Consider the following 17157-nt stretch of genomic DNA (forward strand, 5'->3'; position numbering starts at 1 on the left):
CGTATAAGCTCGGGCAAGCCCTGCGTTGTCAAGAATGCCTGGAGCCTGTCGGACTTGGAGCGCTGAAAGCGAAAATGGGACCCAGCGAGGACAGTTTTTGCAGCATTCGCAGGCCCATAGCCCGGCTATGGGTCAAGAAGGCTGTGAAAAATGGACCGCTGCGGCCCATTTACAGCCGGCGATTTCCAAGTCCGACAGGCTCCTAGAACGCAATCGAAGTTGAAGTAAAAAGGAATTCCCATGCGTGAAGGACAGAGCACTGTCACCAAGAGGCTGGAGTACGCCCCGCCCGCGTTCTGGATCGACAACGTCGATCTCACTTTCGACTTGGACCCCACCAAGACCAGAGTGCTCAACAAAATGACTCTGCGCCGCAACCCCGCGGTGCCGGTCGAGCCACTCAAGCTGGATGGAGACGAGCTGAACCTGGCACGCGTCCTCGTGAACGGACAGGGCACCTCGTTCCGCCTTGAGGGCGAGAGGCTCGTGCTGGAGAGCCTTCCCGAAGGCGATGCTCCTTTCGAACTGGAGATCTTCACCACGTGCAACCCTGAGAAGAACACCAAGCTCATGGGCCTGTTCCTGAGTGACGGCGCGTTCTTCACGCAATGCGAAGCCGAGGGATTCCGCCGCATCACCTACTTCCTGGATCGGCCAGATGTGATGGCCAGCTACACCGTGACGTTGCGCGCCGACAAAGCCAAGTACCCGGTGCTGCTGTCCAACGGCAACCTGGTCGACGAGGGTGAACTTGAAGGGGGCCGCCACTTCGCCAAATGGCAGGATCCACACAAAAAGCCTTGCTACCTGTTCGCCGTGGTGGCGGGGCCGCTGGTAGCGCGCGAGCAGCGTATCGTCGCTCGCTCAGGCCGTGAGCACCTGCTGCAGGTCTATGTGCGTCCTGGCGACCTCGACCAGACCGAGCACGCCATGAAGTCTCTCGTCAACTCCGTGCTGTGGGACGAAGCCCGCTTCGGACTCTCGCTGGATCTTGATCGCTTCATGATCGTGGCCACAGGCGACTTCAACGCAGGCGCCATGGAAAACAAGGGCCTGAACATCTTCAACACGAAGTATGTGCTGGCCAAACCGTCTACCGCCACCGACAGCGACTTCGACGCGGTTGAAAGCGTGATCGGGCACGAGTATTTTCACAACTGGACCGGCAACCGCATTACTTGCCGCGACTGGTTCCAGCTTTCGCTGAAAGAAGGCCTCACCGTTTTCCGGGACCAGGAGTTCAGCATGGACCTGGCGGGTACGCCGAGTGCCTGCGCCGTGAAGCGGATCGAGAATGTCATCGGCCTGCGCTCCGCGCAGTTCCCGGAAGATGCTGGCCCCATGGCGCATCCCGTGCGGCCTGACGAATACCTGGAAATCAGCAACTTCTACACCGCCACCGTCTATGAAAAGGGCGCGGAGGTGGTGCGCATGTACCAGACCCTGGTAGGCCGCGAAGGCTTTCGCAAAGGCATGGATCTCTATTTCCAGCGGCACGATGGTCAGGCTGTAACCTGCGACGATTTTGCCCAGGCCATGTCCGACGCCAACCCCGGCAGTGACTTGGCGCGCATGCTTCCCCAGTTCAAGCGCTGGTACAGCCAGGCTGGGACCCCTGTCGTGAAAGCCGAAGGGCGCTACGACGCCGACGCTCGTACCTATACCCTCCGACTTTCGCAAAGTTGCCCCCCGACATCAGGGCAGCCCGCTAAAGAGCCTTTCGTCATTCCCATCCGCCTCGGCCTGGTTGCCGAAGACGGACGCGACCTGCCGCTACAGCCAGAGAATGGAAACAGCCGCCACGAAGGCAGCATGACCTACGTGCTGACGGAGTCGCAGGCGACCCTCACTTTCGTGGATGTAGACAGCGAACCGGTACCTTCGTTGCTGCGCGGCTTCAGCGCCCCTGTAAAGCTCGATTGCGCTTACACCCCAGATCAGCTCATGCGCCTGCTCGCGCAAGACAGCGACCCCTTCAACCGCTGGGAAGCTGCACAGCAGCTTGGCCTGCGCATCGCGATTGATCTGATCACAAGCCCAGCTCCCCTGCCTTCCAGGCCCCTGAACGACGCCTACCTGGCCGCGCTGCGCGCCGTACTGCGCCACCCTGAACTGGACGCTGCCTTCAAGGCTCTGGTACTCAGCCTGCCCGACGAAGAATACATAGCGGAGCAGCTCAGCGTAGTCGACCCGCAGCGTACACATGCCGTGCGCGAGGCCATGAAGCTTCAATTGGCGACAGAGCTGCAAAGCGATTGGGTATGGGCCTATGAGCAATGCAAAGACACCGGTGCTTACCAGCCTGACCCCATCTCCAGCGGACACCGCGCCCTGGCCGGCCTCGCCTTGCAGGCCTTGTGCCTGGCAGCGCGCGATCAAGGTGACATCGTATGGCCCGGCAAGGCCTATCAGCGCTTCAAGGACGCCGGCAACATGACCGACCGCCTGAACGCCCTCACCGCTTTGATCAATAGCGGCCACGAGCTCGCCAAACCTGCGTTGTCGCGTTACTATGACCTGTTCCGCGCCGAGCCACTCGCGCTCGACAAATGGTTTGCCCTGCAGGCACTGGCCCCGGATCATGAGGGCAACGTGCTGCCCATCGTCCGCAAGCTCACGCAACACCCGGATTTCAACCTGCGCACACCCAACAGGGCGCGCAGCCTGCTTTCTAGTTATTGCCACCGCAACCAGGCTGCCTTCCACCGGCCCGACGGCGGGGGCTATGCCTTCTGGGCGGACCGCGTCATCGAACTCGACAAACTCAACCCGCAAGTGACCGCACGCCTGGCACGAGCCATGGATCAATGGGCCCGTCTGGCGGAACCCTATCGCACCGCTGCGCGCACCGCCATCGAACGCGTGGCAGCCAAGCCTGACCTGAGCAACGACGTACGCGAGGTCATCACTCGCTCTTTGGCCTCCTCTGTGCCAGCCCAGGAAAGCACCAACTCTTCACCCAGCATCGAGTAAAGGACCTCCTTTCATGAACAAACGTATTTCCCTTACCCGCTATCTGGTCGAGAAGCAGCGCATTGACGGCCACATTCCTTCGCAGTTGCGCCTGCTGCTTGAGGTGGTCGCGCGCGCCTGCAAGCAAATCAGCCATTCCGTGAACAAAGGCGCCTTAGGCGGTGTACTCGGTTCCGCAGGTAGCGAGAACGTTCAAGGCGAGGTGCAGAAGAAGCTCGACATCATCGCCAACGAAGTGCTGATCGAGGCCAACGAATGGGGCGGCCACCTGGCTGGAATGGCCAGCGAGGAAATGGACGCGATCTATGTCGTGCCCAACCGCTACCCGCGCGGCGAGTACCTGCTTCTGTTCGATCCGCTAGACGGCTCCAGCAACATCGATGTCAACGTGAGCGTGGGCACCATTTTCAGCGTGCTCCGCATGCCTGAAGATGACCGTGGAGTGGATGAAGGCGACTTCCTGCAACCCGGCAATCGCCAAGTTGCGGCCGGTTACTGCATCTTTGGCCCGCAAACGACGCTGGTACTCACCGTGGGCGACGGCGTAGCCATGTTCACGCTGGATCGCGAACAGGGTTCCTTCATGCTGATCCAGGATGATGTGCGCATTCCCGCCGACACCCAGGAATTCGCAATCAACATGAGCAACATGCGCCATTGGGACGCGCCTGTTAAGCGCTATATTGACGAGTGCCTCCAGGGCAAGGATGGCCCACGCGGCAAAGATTTCAACATGCGCTGGATTGCCAGCATGGTGGCCGACGTGCACCGCATCATGACGCGCGGCGGAATTTTCATGTACCCCTGGGACAAGCGCGAGCCGAACAAGCCAGGCAAACTACGCCTGATGTATGAAGCCAATCCGATGGGCTGGCTCATTGAACAAGCCGGCGGTGCTGCCACCAACGGCCGCGAACGCATTCTTGACGTACAACCCACTCAGCTGCACGAGCGCGTGAGCGTCATCCTGGGCAGCAAGAACGAGGTGGAGCGAGTGACTGCATACCACCTTGAGCATGCGGCACGGACAGCGGAAACCAGCAAGACCTGAGAGAGTTTCTTGACTACGGACGGCATCAGCCGTCCGGGCCTGGGCACACGCCTGGTGCACAGGCAAAGGCAAAGCCAGGCTCTCAGATCGCGAACCTGGTCTTAAGTCGCAGACTCGACGTGCACAGGCAGCGCGGATGCGGGCAAGCCGAACACGTGGTCAAAGGCCAGATTGAAAACGAAGGCGTAGGCCAGAAAAAACACAATCAGCCCGAAATCGAGAACCAATGCCTGCCACAGCGAGACTTGCAGCAGCCAAGCCAGAAGCGGCACCAATATGACGGTCAAACCGCCCTCAAAACCCAGGGCGTGTGCCATGCGGCGCTTGAAGCTACGCCCTCGCACTGTCTGGCGAGACTCCCATTTTTCGAATGCCGTGTTGTAGGCCAGATTCCATGCCACAGCCACGGCCGAGGTTAGAACAGCAACCACCCCTGCACGTTCCGCCCCCTGGCCCGAGAACCAGGCAAAACCGACGGTGGTGACCGCAATGGCGATCAACTCGAACAGACCAATATAAACAACTTTGCGCTTGATACCTTGCATTACGAGGGGGTTTTATCACAGAAAGAAGGCGCCCTTGAGTAGGCGCCCTTGTAAGATGAGCTCAATCCGGTGTTTTCAGTGCGCCCGTTCCCAGTTGGACCCTACACCCACCTCCGCCACTAGAGGCACCTTCAATTGGGCTACGCCGGCCATCAAACGCGGGATCTCTGCGCGTAGCCAATCGACCTCGCCTTCAGGCACCTCAAATACCAGTTCGTCGTGCACCTGCATGATCATTTTTGTTTTGCGCAGTTCGGCGTCAAGTTTGGCTTGCACCGCCACCATGCTCTTCTTGATCAGATCCGCTGCGGTCCCCTGCATGGGCGCATTGATGGCCGCACGCTCGGCGCCAGCTCGGCGCGGACCATTCGGTGACCGAATTTCGGGCAGGTACAGGCGTCGCCCGAAGACGGTTTCCACGTACCCTTTATCCTTGGCGGATTGGCGCGTGTCGTCCATGTACTGCTTTACGCCAGGGTAGCGCTCAAAATAGCGGGTGATGTAATTGCGCGCCGCGGTATTGTCGATGCCCAGATTACGCGCCAGGCCAAAGCTGCTCATGCCGTAGATCAACCCGAAGTTGATGACCTTGGCATAACGCCGCTGCTCGCTTGTCACCTGATCTGGCGCCACACCGAACACTTCCCCGGCCGTGGCGCGGTGAACGTCCAGCCCTTCGGTAAAAGCACGCAGCAGCGCTTCGTCACCACTGATGTGGGCCATGATGCGCAACTCGATCTGACTGTAGTCTGCGCTGGCAATCACGCTGCCCGGCGGCGCCACAAATGCCTCGCGAATGCGCCGCCCCTCAGCGGTGCGGATCGGAATGTTCTGCAAGTTCGGCTCATTACTCGACAGCCGCCCCGTGACTGCCACCGCCTGAGCGTAATGAGTGTGCACACGGCCTGTGGCGGGGTTCACCATCAGCGGCAGCTTGTCCGTATAGGTGCCCTTGAGCTTCGAGAGGCTCCGGTGCTCCAGGATACGCGCGGGCAGCGGGTAATCTTCGGCCAGTTTCTCAAGCACCTCCTCGTCTGTGCTGGGTGCACCAGTAGCCGTCTTCTTCACCACCGGCAAGCCCAGCTTGACAAAGAAAATCTCCCCGATCTGCTTGGGGGAGCCTAGGTTGAAGGGCTGCCCCGCCAATTCATGCGCCTCCGCTTCCAAGGTCAGAATGCGTTGGCCCAGTTCATGGCTCTGTGCATTCAACGCCTGTGTGTCAATCAGAACACCAGTGCGTTCTATGCGATAAAGCGCTTCGCTGCTTTCGATCTCAAGTTCGTAAATGGCGCGCAGCTTGTCGTCCTCCTGAAGACGTGGCCAGAGCGCCAGATGAACGTCCAACGTCTGGTCGGAGTCTTCGCAGGAGTATTCTGCGGCCTTGTCCAAGGCCACCTGCGCGAATGGAATCTGGTGCGCCCCCTTGCCGCACAGATCTTCATACTGAATGCCCTGCCGGCCAAGGTGCCGCTCCGCCAAACTTGCCAACCCGTGTGGCTTATGCACTTCCAGCACGTAACTCTGCAGCATAGTGTCATGCGCGTAGCCCTGCACCTCAATGCCGTGGTTGGCAAACACGTGGCGGTCGTATTTGATGTGCTGACCCAGCTTCTTCCTATCGGGATTTTCCAGCCAAGGCTTCAGACGCGCGAGGACTTCATCCATGGGTAGCTGAGTCGGTGTATCGGGACCAGTGTGTCCCACGGGCACATAGGCTGCCTCTCCAGGAACCACGCTGAACGAAATGCCCACAATACGGGCCTGCATCTCGTTCAGCGAAGTAGTCTCAGTGTCCAGTGCAGTCAGCTCGGCAGCTTCGATCTTCGCCAGCCATGCATCCAGCGTGGCCCAATCCAGCACGATTTCATATTTCAGTTCTGTAGCACGTGAAACGGCCGGCGCATCGGCAAAGAGGTCGCCGGTAGCGGAAGCAGGCGCCGGCGCAGGAGCCTCGGGCTGGCCAGCTTGCATCGCCTTCGCGAGCGTCTTGAAGCCGTACTGGTTATAAAAGCGGGCGACGGCCTCTTTATTGACGTCACGGGCGGCCACCGAGTCCATGCGAGGCAAGCCGTCGACGTATCCGGCCAGGTCACAATCGGTACGAATCGTGAGCAGTTGGCGACCGGTAGGCAACCAGTCAAGCGACTTGCGCAGGTTTTCTCCGGCTACACCCTTGAATTTGTCTGCGTTCGACACAATGGCGTCCAGCGAGCCATACTCGGTCAGCCACTTGGCAGCGGTCTTGGGGCCAACTTTCTGCACACCAGGCACGTTGTCCACGGTATCGCCCAGGAGAACCTGGTAGTCGACCATAAGCGAGGCAGGTACGCCAAACTCCGACTGCACACCAGCCAGGTCACGGCGCTTGCCGCTCATGGTGTCAATAATGGTAACGTGCTCAGTCACCAACTGCGCCAAGTCCTTGTCGCCGCTACTGACGATAACCTCAATACCCTGCGACTCCGCAACCTTGGCAAGGGTACCGATCACGTCGTCTGCCTCCACACCCGGAACGGCCAGCACCTTCCAGCCCAGCAGATCCACCACCTCATGAATAGGCTCGATCTGGCTCCGCAGATCGTCAGGCATGGGCGCCCGGTTTGCCTTGTAATCGGAAAAAATCTCGTCGCGGAACGTAGTGCCGGGGGCATCAAATACACACGCTGCGTACTGAGCGCGGGGATACTGCTTGCGAAGCACAGTCAGCATGTTGATCATGCCGCGGATCGCCCCGGTGGGCTGACTCTCTCGGTCATTGGGATCTGCACGCAGGTCTGGCAAGGCGTGAAAGGCACGATAAAGGTAACTGGAGCCATCAACCAGCAACAGCATGGGCTGGCTGGAAGCTCCGTCGGCAGGCGCTTGAGCGATTTCGGTCATGGCATGATTGTGCATGCGCCGCCGCGTGTTCGGTGCTGCGGCCTCTACAATGCTCGCATGCGACCCTCGAACATTCTCCAGGCTGCCACACTGGCGGCCGCATGCCTCGGCGGCGTCGCGGCGTTGGCGCAAGCGCCCTCCCCCACGCCCAGCGGCCCCGTCACACGCGAAAGCCCGGTACAACACGACAGGAAAACCCAACGCGTCGAACACATCCGTGTGGAAGATGCCGGTAGCCGGGTAGACGAAGTGCGCTCTGGCGGCGAAACCAAAAGCATTACCGTTCAACCCAAAGCCGGCGTTCCCTCCTATGAGGTTCAGCCGGCAGACAGCACTGGCGCCGGAAGCCCGGACGCCAGCCCTGGCGCCGCAGGCAAGCGTGTGTGGAAAGTCTTGAATTTTTAACTCCCCATGGCGGTTTTCACTGAAGTCTCCGAGGAAGAGGCAGGCCGGCTGCTGCAGTCGTTGGGCCTGGGCACTCTCACCGAACTGCGCGGCATTGAAGGCGGGATCGAGAACACCAACTACTTCGCCACCACCACGGATGGCCGTTGGGTACTCACCCTCTTCGAGCGACTTACGCACGCCCAGCTGCCGTTTTACCTGCACCTGATGAAGCATCTGGCCCAGCACGGCATTCCAGTGCCAGAGCCTCGTGCCAAGCTCCCCGGCGCGCCCATTCGGGCAGGCGAGGACGATCTGCTGCACACGCTGAATGGCAAACCCACGGCGGTCGTCAACCGCCTGCCCGGCAAGAGTGAGCTGGCACCCACGCCCGCACATTGCTCAGCCGTGGGGGAAATGCTGGCACGCATGCATCTGGGCGGGCGCGACTTCGAAGGCAGACAGCCCAATTTGCGCGGCTTGCCATGGTGGAACGAAACGGTGCCAGTGGTTCTTCCCTATCTGACCGAGGAGCAATCCGATCTGATCCGATCGGAGCTGGCCTTCCAGAACCACACCGCAGCCAGCTCCGCCTATGCCGCACTCCCAAGCGGGCCGGTGCATGCCGACTTGTTCCGCGACAACGCCATGTTCGAGGGCACCCGCGAGCAACCAGTCCTCTCCGGGGTGTTCGATTTTTATTTCGCCGGCATCGACACCTGGCTGCTGGACCTCAGCATCACCCTGAACGACTGGGCCATTGACCTGCCTAGCGGCCGAGGGGATCCTGCGCGCACCCAGGCCTTGTTGCAGGCTTACGAATCCGTCCGCCCGCTCACTGCCCCTGAGCGCCGGCTTCTGCCAGCCATGTTGCGCGGCGGGGCCTTGCGGTTTTGGATCTCCAGGCTGTGGGATTACCATTTACCCCGAGAAGCCGCCATGCTGAAAGCACACGACCCGGCTCATTTTGAGCGCGTGCTACAGGCTCGCATAGCCGAGCCGCTGCAGCTGACCTGATTCAGGATGAAACTAAACATCGTTCCAGCCCGCACCGGCACCCAATGGGTGCGCGCAAGCGTGCGCACCTTTTTCAAGCAGCCGCTGGCCATTGCAGGCCTTTTTTCATGTTCATCGTCAGCATTTCAGTGGTGGCCATGCTTCCACTCGTCGGCGGTGTACTGGCACTGGTTCTGGTTCCGGCCGCCACCGTGGGCCTGATGGAAGCCACGCGTGAATCCGAAGCGGGCCGTTTCCCGATGCCGCTGACGCTATTCGTGGCGCTCCGCCAAGGGCCCCAACGTCTTCGCGCCATGCTGATGCTGGGTGCTCTGTATGCCTTGGGCGTCCTGATCGTGATCGGCATTTCCGCGCTGATCGACGGAGGCCGCTTCGCGCAGTTGTACGTGAACGGCGGCGGCATCACACAAGACATGGTGACCGACCCCGACTTCCGCACAGCCATGTGGGTTTCGACCCTCCTCTACCTGCCACTCTCGCTCGCCTTCTGGCATGCTCCTGCGCTGGTTCACTGGCACGGCGTGCCCCCGGTCAAGAGTCTGTTTTTCAGCGCCGTGGCGGTTCTGCGTAACGTGGGCGCCTTCCTGATCTATGGCCTGATGTGGATGGGTATGGCCTTCGCAGCCGGCCTGGCTCTGCTGTTGCTGTCGGTACTGACAGGCAGTGCCTCGATTGCCTCCTTCGGCCTGATGCCCGTAGCGGTCATGATCGCCTCCATGTTCTTCAATTCTCTCTGGTTCACCTTTCGCGACAGCTTCAGCGCGGACGACGACTCCAATTTCACCGCGCCTTGATTATTTATGCATTCTCCCTGGGTTTCAGATGCCATTCGGCGCATCGAGCGTGACTTTCATCGCTCGGCAGACACACACCTTTTCCCCATAGAGCTGCCGGCATTTCCGGGTGTGCAGATCTATCTGAAAGACGAATCCACGCACCCCACCGGCAGCCTGAAGCACCGGCTGGCCAGATCATTGTTCCTTTATGCCCTGTGCAACGGCTGGATCAACGAAGGCACCACGGTAATCGAATCTTCCTCGGGCAGCACGGCTGTTTCCGAAGCATATTTCGCCAGGTTGCTGGGGCTCCGTTTCATCGCCGTCATGCCTCGCAGCACGTCGGCGGCAAAGGTGGCGCAAATTGCGTTCTATGGCGGCCAAAGCCACTTCGTGGACAAGGGCGACGAGGTCTACGCTGAGGCCGAGCGTCTCGCGCGCGAATGCAATGGTCACTACATGGATCAGTTCACCTACGCCGAGCGGGCCACCGACTGGCGGGGTAACAACAATATTGCCGAATCCATCTTTCAGCAGATGGGTGCTGAACCTCACCCAGTGCCCACCTGGATCGTGGTGGGTGCAGGCACCGGCGGCACCTCTGCCACCATCGGGCGCTATCTGCGCTACCAAGGCCACAGCACACAATTGTGCGTGGTAGACCCCGAGCACTCGGTCTTCCTTGATTACTATGAAAGCCGCGACGCGACGCTGACCAGCCCTCGGGGTTCAGCCATTGAAGGCATTGGCCGCCCCCGCGTGGAACCTTCTTTTCTGCCCGGTGTGATCGACCGCATGATGCGCGTTCCCACGGGCGCTTCGTTTGCCGGAGCGCGCTACCTGGAGCGGCTGGTCGGGCGACGCTTTGGCGGCTCTACCGGCACCGATTTTTATGGCGCACTGCACCTGGCCTGCGAGATGAGCGCGCGCGGCGAAAAGGGCAGCATCGTCACGCTGGCATGCGACGGCGGCGAGCGCTACCTCGACACTCTCTATAACGACGAATGGCTTCATGCCAATGGTCACGACATCCAGCCTTGGCTACGTAGCTTCGAGTCCGCTTGCGCGCAAGGGCAGTGGGTGGAGCCATCCTAAACAGTCATCGGATAGTCACACCACCGTCAGCATATTTTCATCAATGCCATGCAGCATGAGCCGGTTGAAACCGAACTCCTCATGCTGAGATGAATACCCAAAGAATCTATTTCCGCCACGCCTTGTTCCTGGCACCTATCGCTCTCGCCGCGTCCCTGGCGGCCTGCGGCGGAAGCGATGACGACAGCAACAAGTTCTCCCTCTGGATCTGACGATCGCGCACATCAACGATCATCATTCCAACCTTGCCCCGTTCTCGGCCCAGGCCATGAAAATCGGCGGAGTGGAAACACAGGTGGAACTGGGTGGCTTCGCACGTGTTACGAGCGCGTTCAAGCAGTATGCGGGCCGCGATGACGTTCTGAAGCTCCACGCGGGCGACGCCAACACCGGCACTCTGTACTACACCCTCTTCAAGGGCAAGGCAGACGCCGACATGATGAATACCGTATGCTTCGACGCCATGTCCGTCGGCAACCACGAATTCGACGACGGCGACAGCCAGCTCAAGAGCTTCATAGACCATCTGCACGCTGGCGCCTGCAAGACATCCGTGCTGGCTGCCAACATTCGTCCGCAGATTGGCACACCACTGGCACCCAAGGCACAGAACGACTACCTGAAGCCCTACACCATCAAATCCATCAAGGGGGTTCAAGTCGGCATCGTCGGTCTAAGCATCAAGAACAAGACCCAGAACGCCTCCAGCCCCCTCCCCACAACGGCATTCGAAGACGAAGCGGTAGCCGCCCAGCGCGCCATTGAACAGCTCAAGACCGAGGGCATTCGCCACATCGTGCTGCTGACACATATGGGCTACGAAGCCGACAAGGCACTCGCGTCCAAGCTGACCGACGTAGACGTCATCATCGGTGGTGATTCCCACACCTTGCTGGGAGACTTCACTGCGCAAGGTACTGGCTACACAGCATCGGGCGCCTACCCCACACAAGCCATCAACAAAGACGGCAAACCTGTCTGCATAGGACACGCTTGGGAGTACGCCAAAGCTCTGGGCGAGATGCGCGTGAGCTTCAACGACCAGGGTGAAGTCGCCTCCTGCACGGGCCAAGCCTCTCTCATCATCGGTGACAGCTTCAAGCGCAAGGGTACTGACGGCGCCTGGGCCGCCGTGGACGCCACCACCCAGCAACAAATCGCCGCCGCAGTGGCCGCCGACAAGAGCCTTAAGATGCTCTCCCCCGACGCGGCTGTGAGCACCCTGCTGCAATCTTATTCGGGTCAGGTGGACGAAATGAAGAAGGAACCCATCGGCTCCACGGCCGATGCGCTCTGCCTGGTGCGCACTCCAGGCGAAAGCACCAACCGTAGCGCAGGAGTCGTCGGATGCGAAAGCGCTAACCAACTGGCCCGCGGCAGCGACGCAGCACAAGTGGTGGCTCAAGCCTTTCTGAATGCCAGCCTGCGTGCAGACATAGCCATTCAGAACGCCGGTGGGGTGCGCGTACCTCTGCCAGCGGGCACCATCACTATGGGAGACGCCTTCACGGTGCTGCCGTTCACCAACGTCCTGGTGGAACTACCCCTTACAGGCCAGCAAGTAGCCGCCGTGCTTGAAGACGCCTTATCTGCCTATCTCGACGCGGGCCAGGCCACCGGCGGTGGCCACCCCTACGCAGCAGGCCTGCGCTGGAACCTGGACATGAGCAAAGCCAAGGGTGAGCGCTTCACCAGCATCGAGGTCAAAAATCGTCAAACGGGAAGTTGGTCGGCCATCAACCCCGCGCAGACCTACATCGTGGCGACCAACGACTTCATCGCCAAAGGTCAGGACGGCTATGCGGCATTCAAGCCCATTTATGACAGCGGTAACTACGTCAACAACTACCTGCTGTACACGCAGACCTTCGTCAACTACATCCGCACCAACAGAACCATCAGCCGCCCCGCCGCTGACGACTACTCCCACCAGTCGGTCATCACCAAGGCCGGCGTAAAGCTGAATTGACCTCGACCAGAGGGGACGACTCGCATTGCCATGCACCCCGTCATCCCCGTCATCCCCGTCATCCCCGTCATCCCCGTCATCCCCGTCATCCCCGGATCGCCGGCCGCCGCGAAAGCGGGGATCCACTGCAGCCGCTCCAGAGCGCGCAGCATTACGACCCGCGCCGGCATGACCAGGGATCAGCCCCCACCTAACCCAGCCTCATTCCACCACGGTCAATTTAGCCACAGCCAGCGCCAACCACTTAACGCCATGGCGCGGGAAATTAACCTGCGCACGAGCATCGTCACCGACACCTTCAACCGCCTGAACCTTGCCTTCGCCAAACTTGGTGTGAAAAACCTTGATCCCGGCCCTGATGCCGTGGCTTGGCGCCGCACGCTGCGGCGGTACGGGAGGACTGGCGAATGTCTCCACCCCAATGCTGCTGCGACCCCAAGCCGGCTGTTGATGCCTGGCACTTGAAGGCGTGGCCACAGAGCCGAAGCCTGAACCGAATCCTGAACGTTTGGGTGTGATCCACTTCAGCGCACTCTCAGGCAGTTCCTCGAAGAAACGGCTGCGAACGTTATAGCGTGTCTGTCCATGCAACATTCGTGTCTGTGCATGGCTCAAATAAAGGCGCTTCCTCGCACGCGTGATCGCCACATACATGAGCCGGCGCTCCTCCTCCAGTCCCTCATGGTCACTCATCGAGTTTTCGTGGGGAAACAAGCCCTCTTCCAGCCCCGTGATGAACACGGCATCAAATTCCAGCCCCTTGCTGGCGTGCACCGTCATGAGTTGGACTGCATCCTGGCCTGCTTGCGCCTGGTTATCACCTGCTTCCAGGGCCGCGTGGGTCAGAAACGCCACCAGCGGAGAAAGGGTTTCACCTGTTTCCGCATCAATCGGCGCCGGCATTGGTTCATTCAGCACCACGGCATCTGGATCCAGGCCTTGACTGACCGGGCTCTGCGTCAGCGGCGTGCCATGCTCGTCGACGGGCAGCGCGACTGCGTCGCGCCCAAAGCCCTCCTGAGTGACAAAGCTCTCGGCCGCGTTCACCAACTCTTCCAAGTTTTCTATGCGGTCCGCGCCTTCTTTGTCGATCCGATAGTGATCGATCAAGCCGCTGGCATCCAGCACAGCCTCAATGATCTCGCGCAGCGTCAAGCCTGCCGTCTGCTCGCGAAGAACATCAATCTGGGCAACAAAGCTACCCAAGTTGGTGCCAGCCTTGCCCGGCACGGAACTCACGGCATCCTGGAGCGAACACCCAGCAGCACGTGCTGCATCTTGCAGCAGCTCGATGGTCCGCGCGCCAATGCCTCGCGGCGGAAAATTCACGACACGCAGGAAACTGGTGTCGTCGTTCGGATTTTCCAGCAACCGGAGATACGCGAGCGCATGTTTGATCTCAGCCCGCTCGAAAAAACGCAAGCCGCCGTAAACGCGATACGGCACGCCGGCATTGAACAACTGCGTTTCAATGACCCGGCTTTGCGCGTTGCTGCGGTACAGAATGGCCACCTCGCTGCGCGCCAAACCATCGCCTTTGACAAGCTGGCGTAGCTCATCCACAACCCATTCTGCTTCGGCAAAATCACTCGGAGCCTCATAGACGCGTACCGGCTCGCCCGGGCCTTGGTCAGTTCGCAGACTCTTGCCCAACCGCTTCGTGTTGTGGCCGATCAAATGGTTGGCGCTGTCCAGAATGTTGCTATAGCTTCGGTAGTTCTGCTCCAGCTTGATCTGGTGCTGTACATGAAACTCGCGCACAAAATCAGCCATATTGCCCACGCGCGCTCCGCGAAAGGCGTAAATGCTCTGGTCGTCATCACCCACCGCCATCACGGCCCCACCGCCCTCGGATGGCAAACCCGCGATCATCTTGATCCAGGCATACTGCAGCCGGTTGGTGTCCTGAAACTCATCAATCAAGATGTGCCGAAAGCGCCTGCGGTAATGGTCCCGGACTGCATCGTTGTCCCTTAGCAGTTCAAAGCTGCGCAGCATCAACTCGCCAAAATCAACTACCCCCTCGCGCTGGCATTGCTCCTCGTAGAGTTGATAGATCTCTACCTTTTTACGCGTTTCCTCATCGCGGGCCACCACATCCGAGGGCCGCTCGCCATCTTCCTTGCAACCCGCAATGAACCATTGCAATTGTTTAGGTGGAAAACGCTCGTCGTCGATGTTGAACTGCTTGCACAGACGCTTGATGGCCGAAAGCTGATCCTGCGAATCCAGAATTTGAAACGACTGAGGCAGGTTCGCGAGCTTGTAGTGAGCTCGCAAGAAACGATTACAGAGACCGTGAAAAGTGCCAATCCACATACCACGCGCGTTAAGCGGCAGCATGCTGGTCAGGCGCGTGAGCATCTCCTTGGCGGCCTTGTTGGTAAACGTAACCGCGAGTATTCCGCCCGGGGAAACTTGCCCCGTCTGCAACAGCCAGGCAATGCGGGTGGTCAACACACGAGTCTTGCCCGAGCCTGCGCCAGCCAGAATCAGTGCGTGTTCCGGAGGCAGAGCAACAGCCGCGCGTTGCTCAGGGTTCAGGCCATTGAGAAGAGGCAGATCGGCGCTGGAAGTGGACATTGAAAAAATAGGCATTACCGCATTCTATGAACCCCCATCCAAATTCAAGAGAAACACTCTCACAAACTGTGTAGAGCGCTCGCCTGAAAAGCGCTCTCAGGAATAAGGGTTCAACCTTGGTCCGGCGGTTGGACGCGCCCGAGCAGGGCGTCATCGGGCGCGTCCAACCGCCGGATTTAGGTTCAAAGATCAATAGTGCAAAACGGTGGATTCATGGACGGGCAGCACCATTTCCTTCAGCCTGGCCTCCAACAGAGGCAAGCCCAGACGCCTGGCGCTCAGCGCAGCAGTGCCGTACAGAAAAAATCCAGAGCGTTCGACTCCCGGCAGATCGCTCGTGAGCCTCAGCGCAACCGCGTGCACGTCTGATCGAGAAATCTGCGCTCCTGCCCGAAGTAGCGGCTCAACCACGAACACATGTCCTGCTTCAACTGCGCAATTCATGGCCGTTCGCCCCTGTCCGTCTTGCAATTCCCTGGATGCCCCGTGTTGCAGCAATATTTCTGCCGCCCGGAAGTTTGCAGTTCTGGCTGACAGAATCAGCGCGGTTTCACCGTCTTTGTCAGCAAGGTCAAGTTCGGCCCCCTCGGCTATCAAATAGCTGAGAATACTGTGATTCGGAAGTTGAGTTGAGTACATCAGTGCAACCCAGCCATCCTCATTCGCCGCATCGACGTCTGCCCCCGCAGCAAGCCATGCGCGCACCCCCGCTTCTCGCCCCTCGCGCGCCGCATCCCTGAGGGCGCGCCCCGCTGAGGCAAGGAATTCGCTCGGAATTTTCGCCCCTGACGAGCGTAACGCCCCTACCAACTCAGACCTTCCGGCGATTGCATTGAAGACCAAGTGGGTATTGAGCAATAGTTGATCTTGTTCAGCCGCAGGTCGATTCGCACCCAAAGCGGCCACGAAAGCGCCGCTGACGAGCATCGACACCTCCATTTCACCAATTGAACCCCTCATCCCGCGGGCCACTGTACTCAGAGGGGACGCAGAAGCAAATGCTGACAATTTCTGAAGAGCAGTCGAATACCATGCGACCGCCACTTGCCATGCGCCGGACCTGATCGCCCCATCAAGCCTCTGGGAGCTTTTCAACTCCTGAGAGGGGGTAATGGCAGCACCAGAAATCCGCAACAACCTGACCACCGCCACATGCCCTTGTTCTGCTGCAAGCGTCAGAGCTGTTTCGCCTTGCTTATTGACTACGCTCAAGACCGCCCCGGCCTCGATGAGAGCCCTTACTGCATTGATGTGTCCCCTTTGAGAGGCAAGCATCAAAGCCGTGGCGCCATTCTGATTGGTGGCATTGATATCGACCCCAGCTGCAACCCATGCGGCCACGCCAGCAGCAGAATCCTCGGAAGCCGCCACCCTGAGCGAACGCGAGGCGACACCCTGATTGGCACCACCTATGCGCGCCCCGGCATCGCGCAGAATTCCCACAATTTTTGCCTGTCCGCGCTCTGCCGCCAGGATCAGGGCGCTGTCGCCAGCCGGATCCAATGAGCTAAAGTCCGCGGTAGCGCCGATGATCGCTCGCACCGCGGCCACATCGCCAGACTCAATCACCGACTTAAGATCGCTAAGGGTGCTGTCATGTGTGCCTGCATTCGTGGCCGAAGCCTGAGGAGACGAAGTTCCGACAGCGGAAGAAAGCTCGTCGTCCAGGCCTTGCAAACACTCGACTCTGCCGTCTTGCAAAGACGTACCAATGCCGGAACTGGAGTTGATGATCTGACTGCTGCCAGTTGCCCGAACCTGGGTGAGAGCACCTTGGCCGTTAGCCTGCAGGTTCAGATTCGGAATGTTGTTGGATGGTGCATTGGAGGTACTAGAACGGCCCAGCATAAGTATTCTTGGTAAATGTGATCAGAAAAGTGCTCA

12 protein-coding genes are annotated in these 17157 nt (G+C 59.7%); 8 read left to right on the top strand and 4 right to left on the bottom strand.

Features of this window, described 5'->3' with window-relative positions:
* Positions 1–240: 240 nt before the first annotated feature.
* Entirely contained in the window at positions 241–2973 is a 2733-nt protein-coding gene (pepN, locus tag AAAK34_RS13765; RefSeq protein ID WP_231695899.1) for an aminopeptidase N, read from the top strand.
* A 13-nt stretch (positions 2974–2986) separates the two neighbouring features.
* Complete coding sequence (locus tag AAAK34_RS13770; protein ID WP_231695898.1) at positions 2987–4024, top strand: class 1 fructose-bisphosphatase; 1038 nt, start codon at positions 2987–2989, stop codon at positions 4022–4024.
* 101 nt (positions 4025–4125) lie between these two features.
* Here AAAK34_RS13770 and AAAK34_RS13775 read toward each other — a convergent pair whose 3' ends face one another.
* Both AAAK34_RS13775 and polA read right to left on the bottom strand, forming a co-directional pair.
* Positions 4126–4569: a PACE efflux transporter gene (locus tag AAAK34_RS13775; RefSeq protein ID WP_231695897.1), complete on the bottom strand. Its 444-nt coding sequence runs from the start codon at positions 4567–4569 to the stop codon at positions 4126–4128.
* A 75-nt stretch (positions 4570–4644) separates the two neighbouring features.
* Positions 4645–7449 carry a DNA polymerase I gene (gene polA / locus AAAK34_RS13780; RefSeq protein WP_231695896.1) on the bottom strand — a complete coding sequence of 935 codons (2805 nt, stop codon included), beginning with the start codon at positions 7447–7449 and terminating at the stop codon, positions 4645–4647.
* Between the two features lie 57 nt (positions 7450–7506).
* Here polA and AAAK34_RS13785 point away from each other — a divergent pair, with 57 nt between their 5' ends.
* The 6 genes from AAAK34_RS13785 to AAAK34_RS13810 all read left to right on the top strand — a co-directional run bounded on the left by AAAK34_RS13785 (position 7507) and on the right by AAAK34_RS13810 (position 12690).
* Positions 7507–7854, top strand: coding sequence for a hypothetical protein (locus AAAK34_RS13785; RefSeq protein WP_231695895.1), 348 nt, complete (start codon positions 7507–7509; stop codon positions 7852–7854).
* 6 nt (positions 7855–7860) lie between these two features.
* Positions 7861–8850, top strand: coding sequence for a homoserine kinase (locus AAAK34_RS13790; protein ID WP_231695894.1), 990 nt, complete (start codon positions 7861–7863; stop codon positions 8848–8850).
* 107 nt (positions 8851–8957) lie between these two features.
* Positions 8958–9644 carry a BPSS1780 family membrane protein gene (locus AAAK34_RS13795; RefSeq protein ID WP_431777389.1) on the top strand — a complete coding sequence of 229 codons (687 nt, stop codon included), beginning with the start codon at positions 8958–8960 and terminating at the stop codon, positions 9642–9644.
* 6 nt (positions 9645–9650) lie between these two features.
* Positions 9651–10721, top strand: coding sequence for a PLP-dependent cysteine synthase family protein (locus tag AAAK34_RS13800; protein WP_231695892.1), 1071 nt, complete (start codon positions 9651–9653; stop codon positions 10719–10721).
* A gap of 89 nt (positions 10722–10810) precedes the next feature.
* Positions 10811–10933, top strand: a complete 123-nt coding sequence (locus AAAK34_RS13805; RefSeq protein WP_431777390.1) for a hypothetical protein — start codon at positions 10811–10813, stop codon at positions 10931–10933.
* Between the two features lie 56 nt (positions 10934–10989).
* Positions 10990–12690 (top strand): bifunctional metallophosphatase/5'-nucleotidase, encoded by a 1701-nt coding sequence (locus AAAK34_RS13810; protein ID WP_431777391.1) that lies wholly within the window; start codon positions 10990–10992, stop codon positions 12688–12690.
* A 201-nt stretch (positions 12691–12891) separates the two neighbouring features.
* Here AAAK34_RS13810 and AAAK34_RS13815 read toward each other — a convergent pair whose 3' ends face one another.
* Positions 12892–15288: a UvrD-helicase domain-containing protein gene (locus AAAK34_RS13815; protein WP_231695890.1), complete on the bottom strand. Its 2397-nt coding sequence runs from the start codon at positions 15286–15288 to the stop codon at positions 12892–12894.
* Between the two features lie 174 nt (positions 15289–15462).
* Positions 15463–17121 carry an ankyrin repeat domain-containing protein gene (locus AAAK34_RS13820; protein WP_231695889.1) on the bottom strand — a complete coding sequence of 553 codons (1659 nt, stop codon included), beginning with the start codon at positions 17119–17121 and terminating at the stop codon, positions 15463–15465.
* Positions 17122–17157 lie beyond the last annotated feature (36 nt).

The organism is Ottowia caeni, assembly GCF_050821495.1.
GTDB classification, from domain to species: Bacteria; Pseudomonadota; Gammaproteobacteria; order Burkholderiales; family Burkholderiaceae_C; genus Ottowia; species Ottowia caeni.

Excerpts from the sequence above, each read along its gene's own strand:
- pepN (WP_231695899.1), top strand. The coding sequence starts at position 241 with ATGCGTGAAGGACAGAGCACTGTCACCAAGAGGCTGGAGTACGCCCCG.
- AAAK34_RS13770 (WP_231695898.1), top strand. The coding sequence starts at position 2,987 with ATGAACAAACGTATTTCCCTTACCCGCTATCTGGTCGAGAAGCAGCGC.
- AAAK34_RS13775 (WP_231695897.1), bottom strand. The coding sequence starts at position 4,569 with ATGCAAGGTATCAAGCGCAAAGTTGTTTATATTGGTCTGTTCGAGTTG.
- polA (WP_231695896.1), bottom strand. The coding sequence starts at position 7,449 with ATGACCGAAATCGCTCAAGCGCCTGCCGACGGAGCTTCCAGCCAGCCC.
- AAAK34_RS13785 (WP_231695895.1), top strand. The coding sequence starts at position 7,507 with ATGCGACCCTCGAACATTCTCCAGGCTGCCACACTGGCGGCCGCATGC.
- AAAK34_RS13790 (WP_231695894.1), top strand. The coding sequence starts at position 7,861 with ATGGCGGTTTTCACTGAAGTCTCCGAGGAAGAGGCAGGCCGGCTGCTG.
- AAAK34_RS13795 (WP_431777389.1), top strand. The coding sequence starts at position 8,958 with ATGTTCATCGTCAGCATTTCAGTGGTGGCCATGCTTCCACTCGTCGGC.
- AAAK34_RS13800 (WP_231695892.1), top strand. The coding sequence starts at position 9,651 with ATGCATTCTCCCTGGGTTTCAGATGCCATTCGGCGCATCGAGCGTGAC.
- AAAK34_RS13805 (WP_431777390.1), top strand. The coding sequence starts at position 10,811 with ATGAATACCCAAAGAATCTATTTCCGCCACGCCTTGTTCCTGGCACCT.
- AAAK34_RS13810 (WP_431777391.1), top strand. The coding sequence starts at position 10,990 with ATGAAAATCGGCGGAGTGGAAACACAGGTGGAACTGGGTGGCTTCGCA.
- AAAK34_RS13815 (WP_231695890.1), bottom strand. The coding sequence starts at position 15,288 with ATGCCTATTTTTTCAATGTCCACTTCCAGCGCCGATCTGCCTCTTCTC.
- AAAK34_RS13820 (WP_231695889.1), bottom strand. The coding sequence starts at position 17,121 with ATGCTGGGCCGTTCTAGTACCTCCAATGCACCATCCAACAACATTCCG.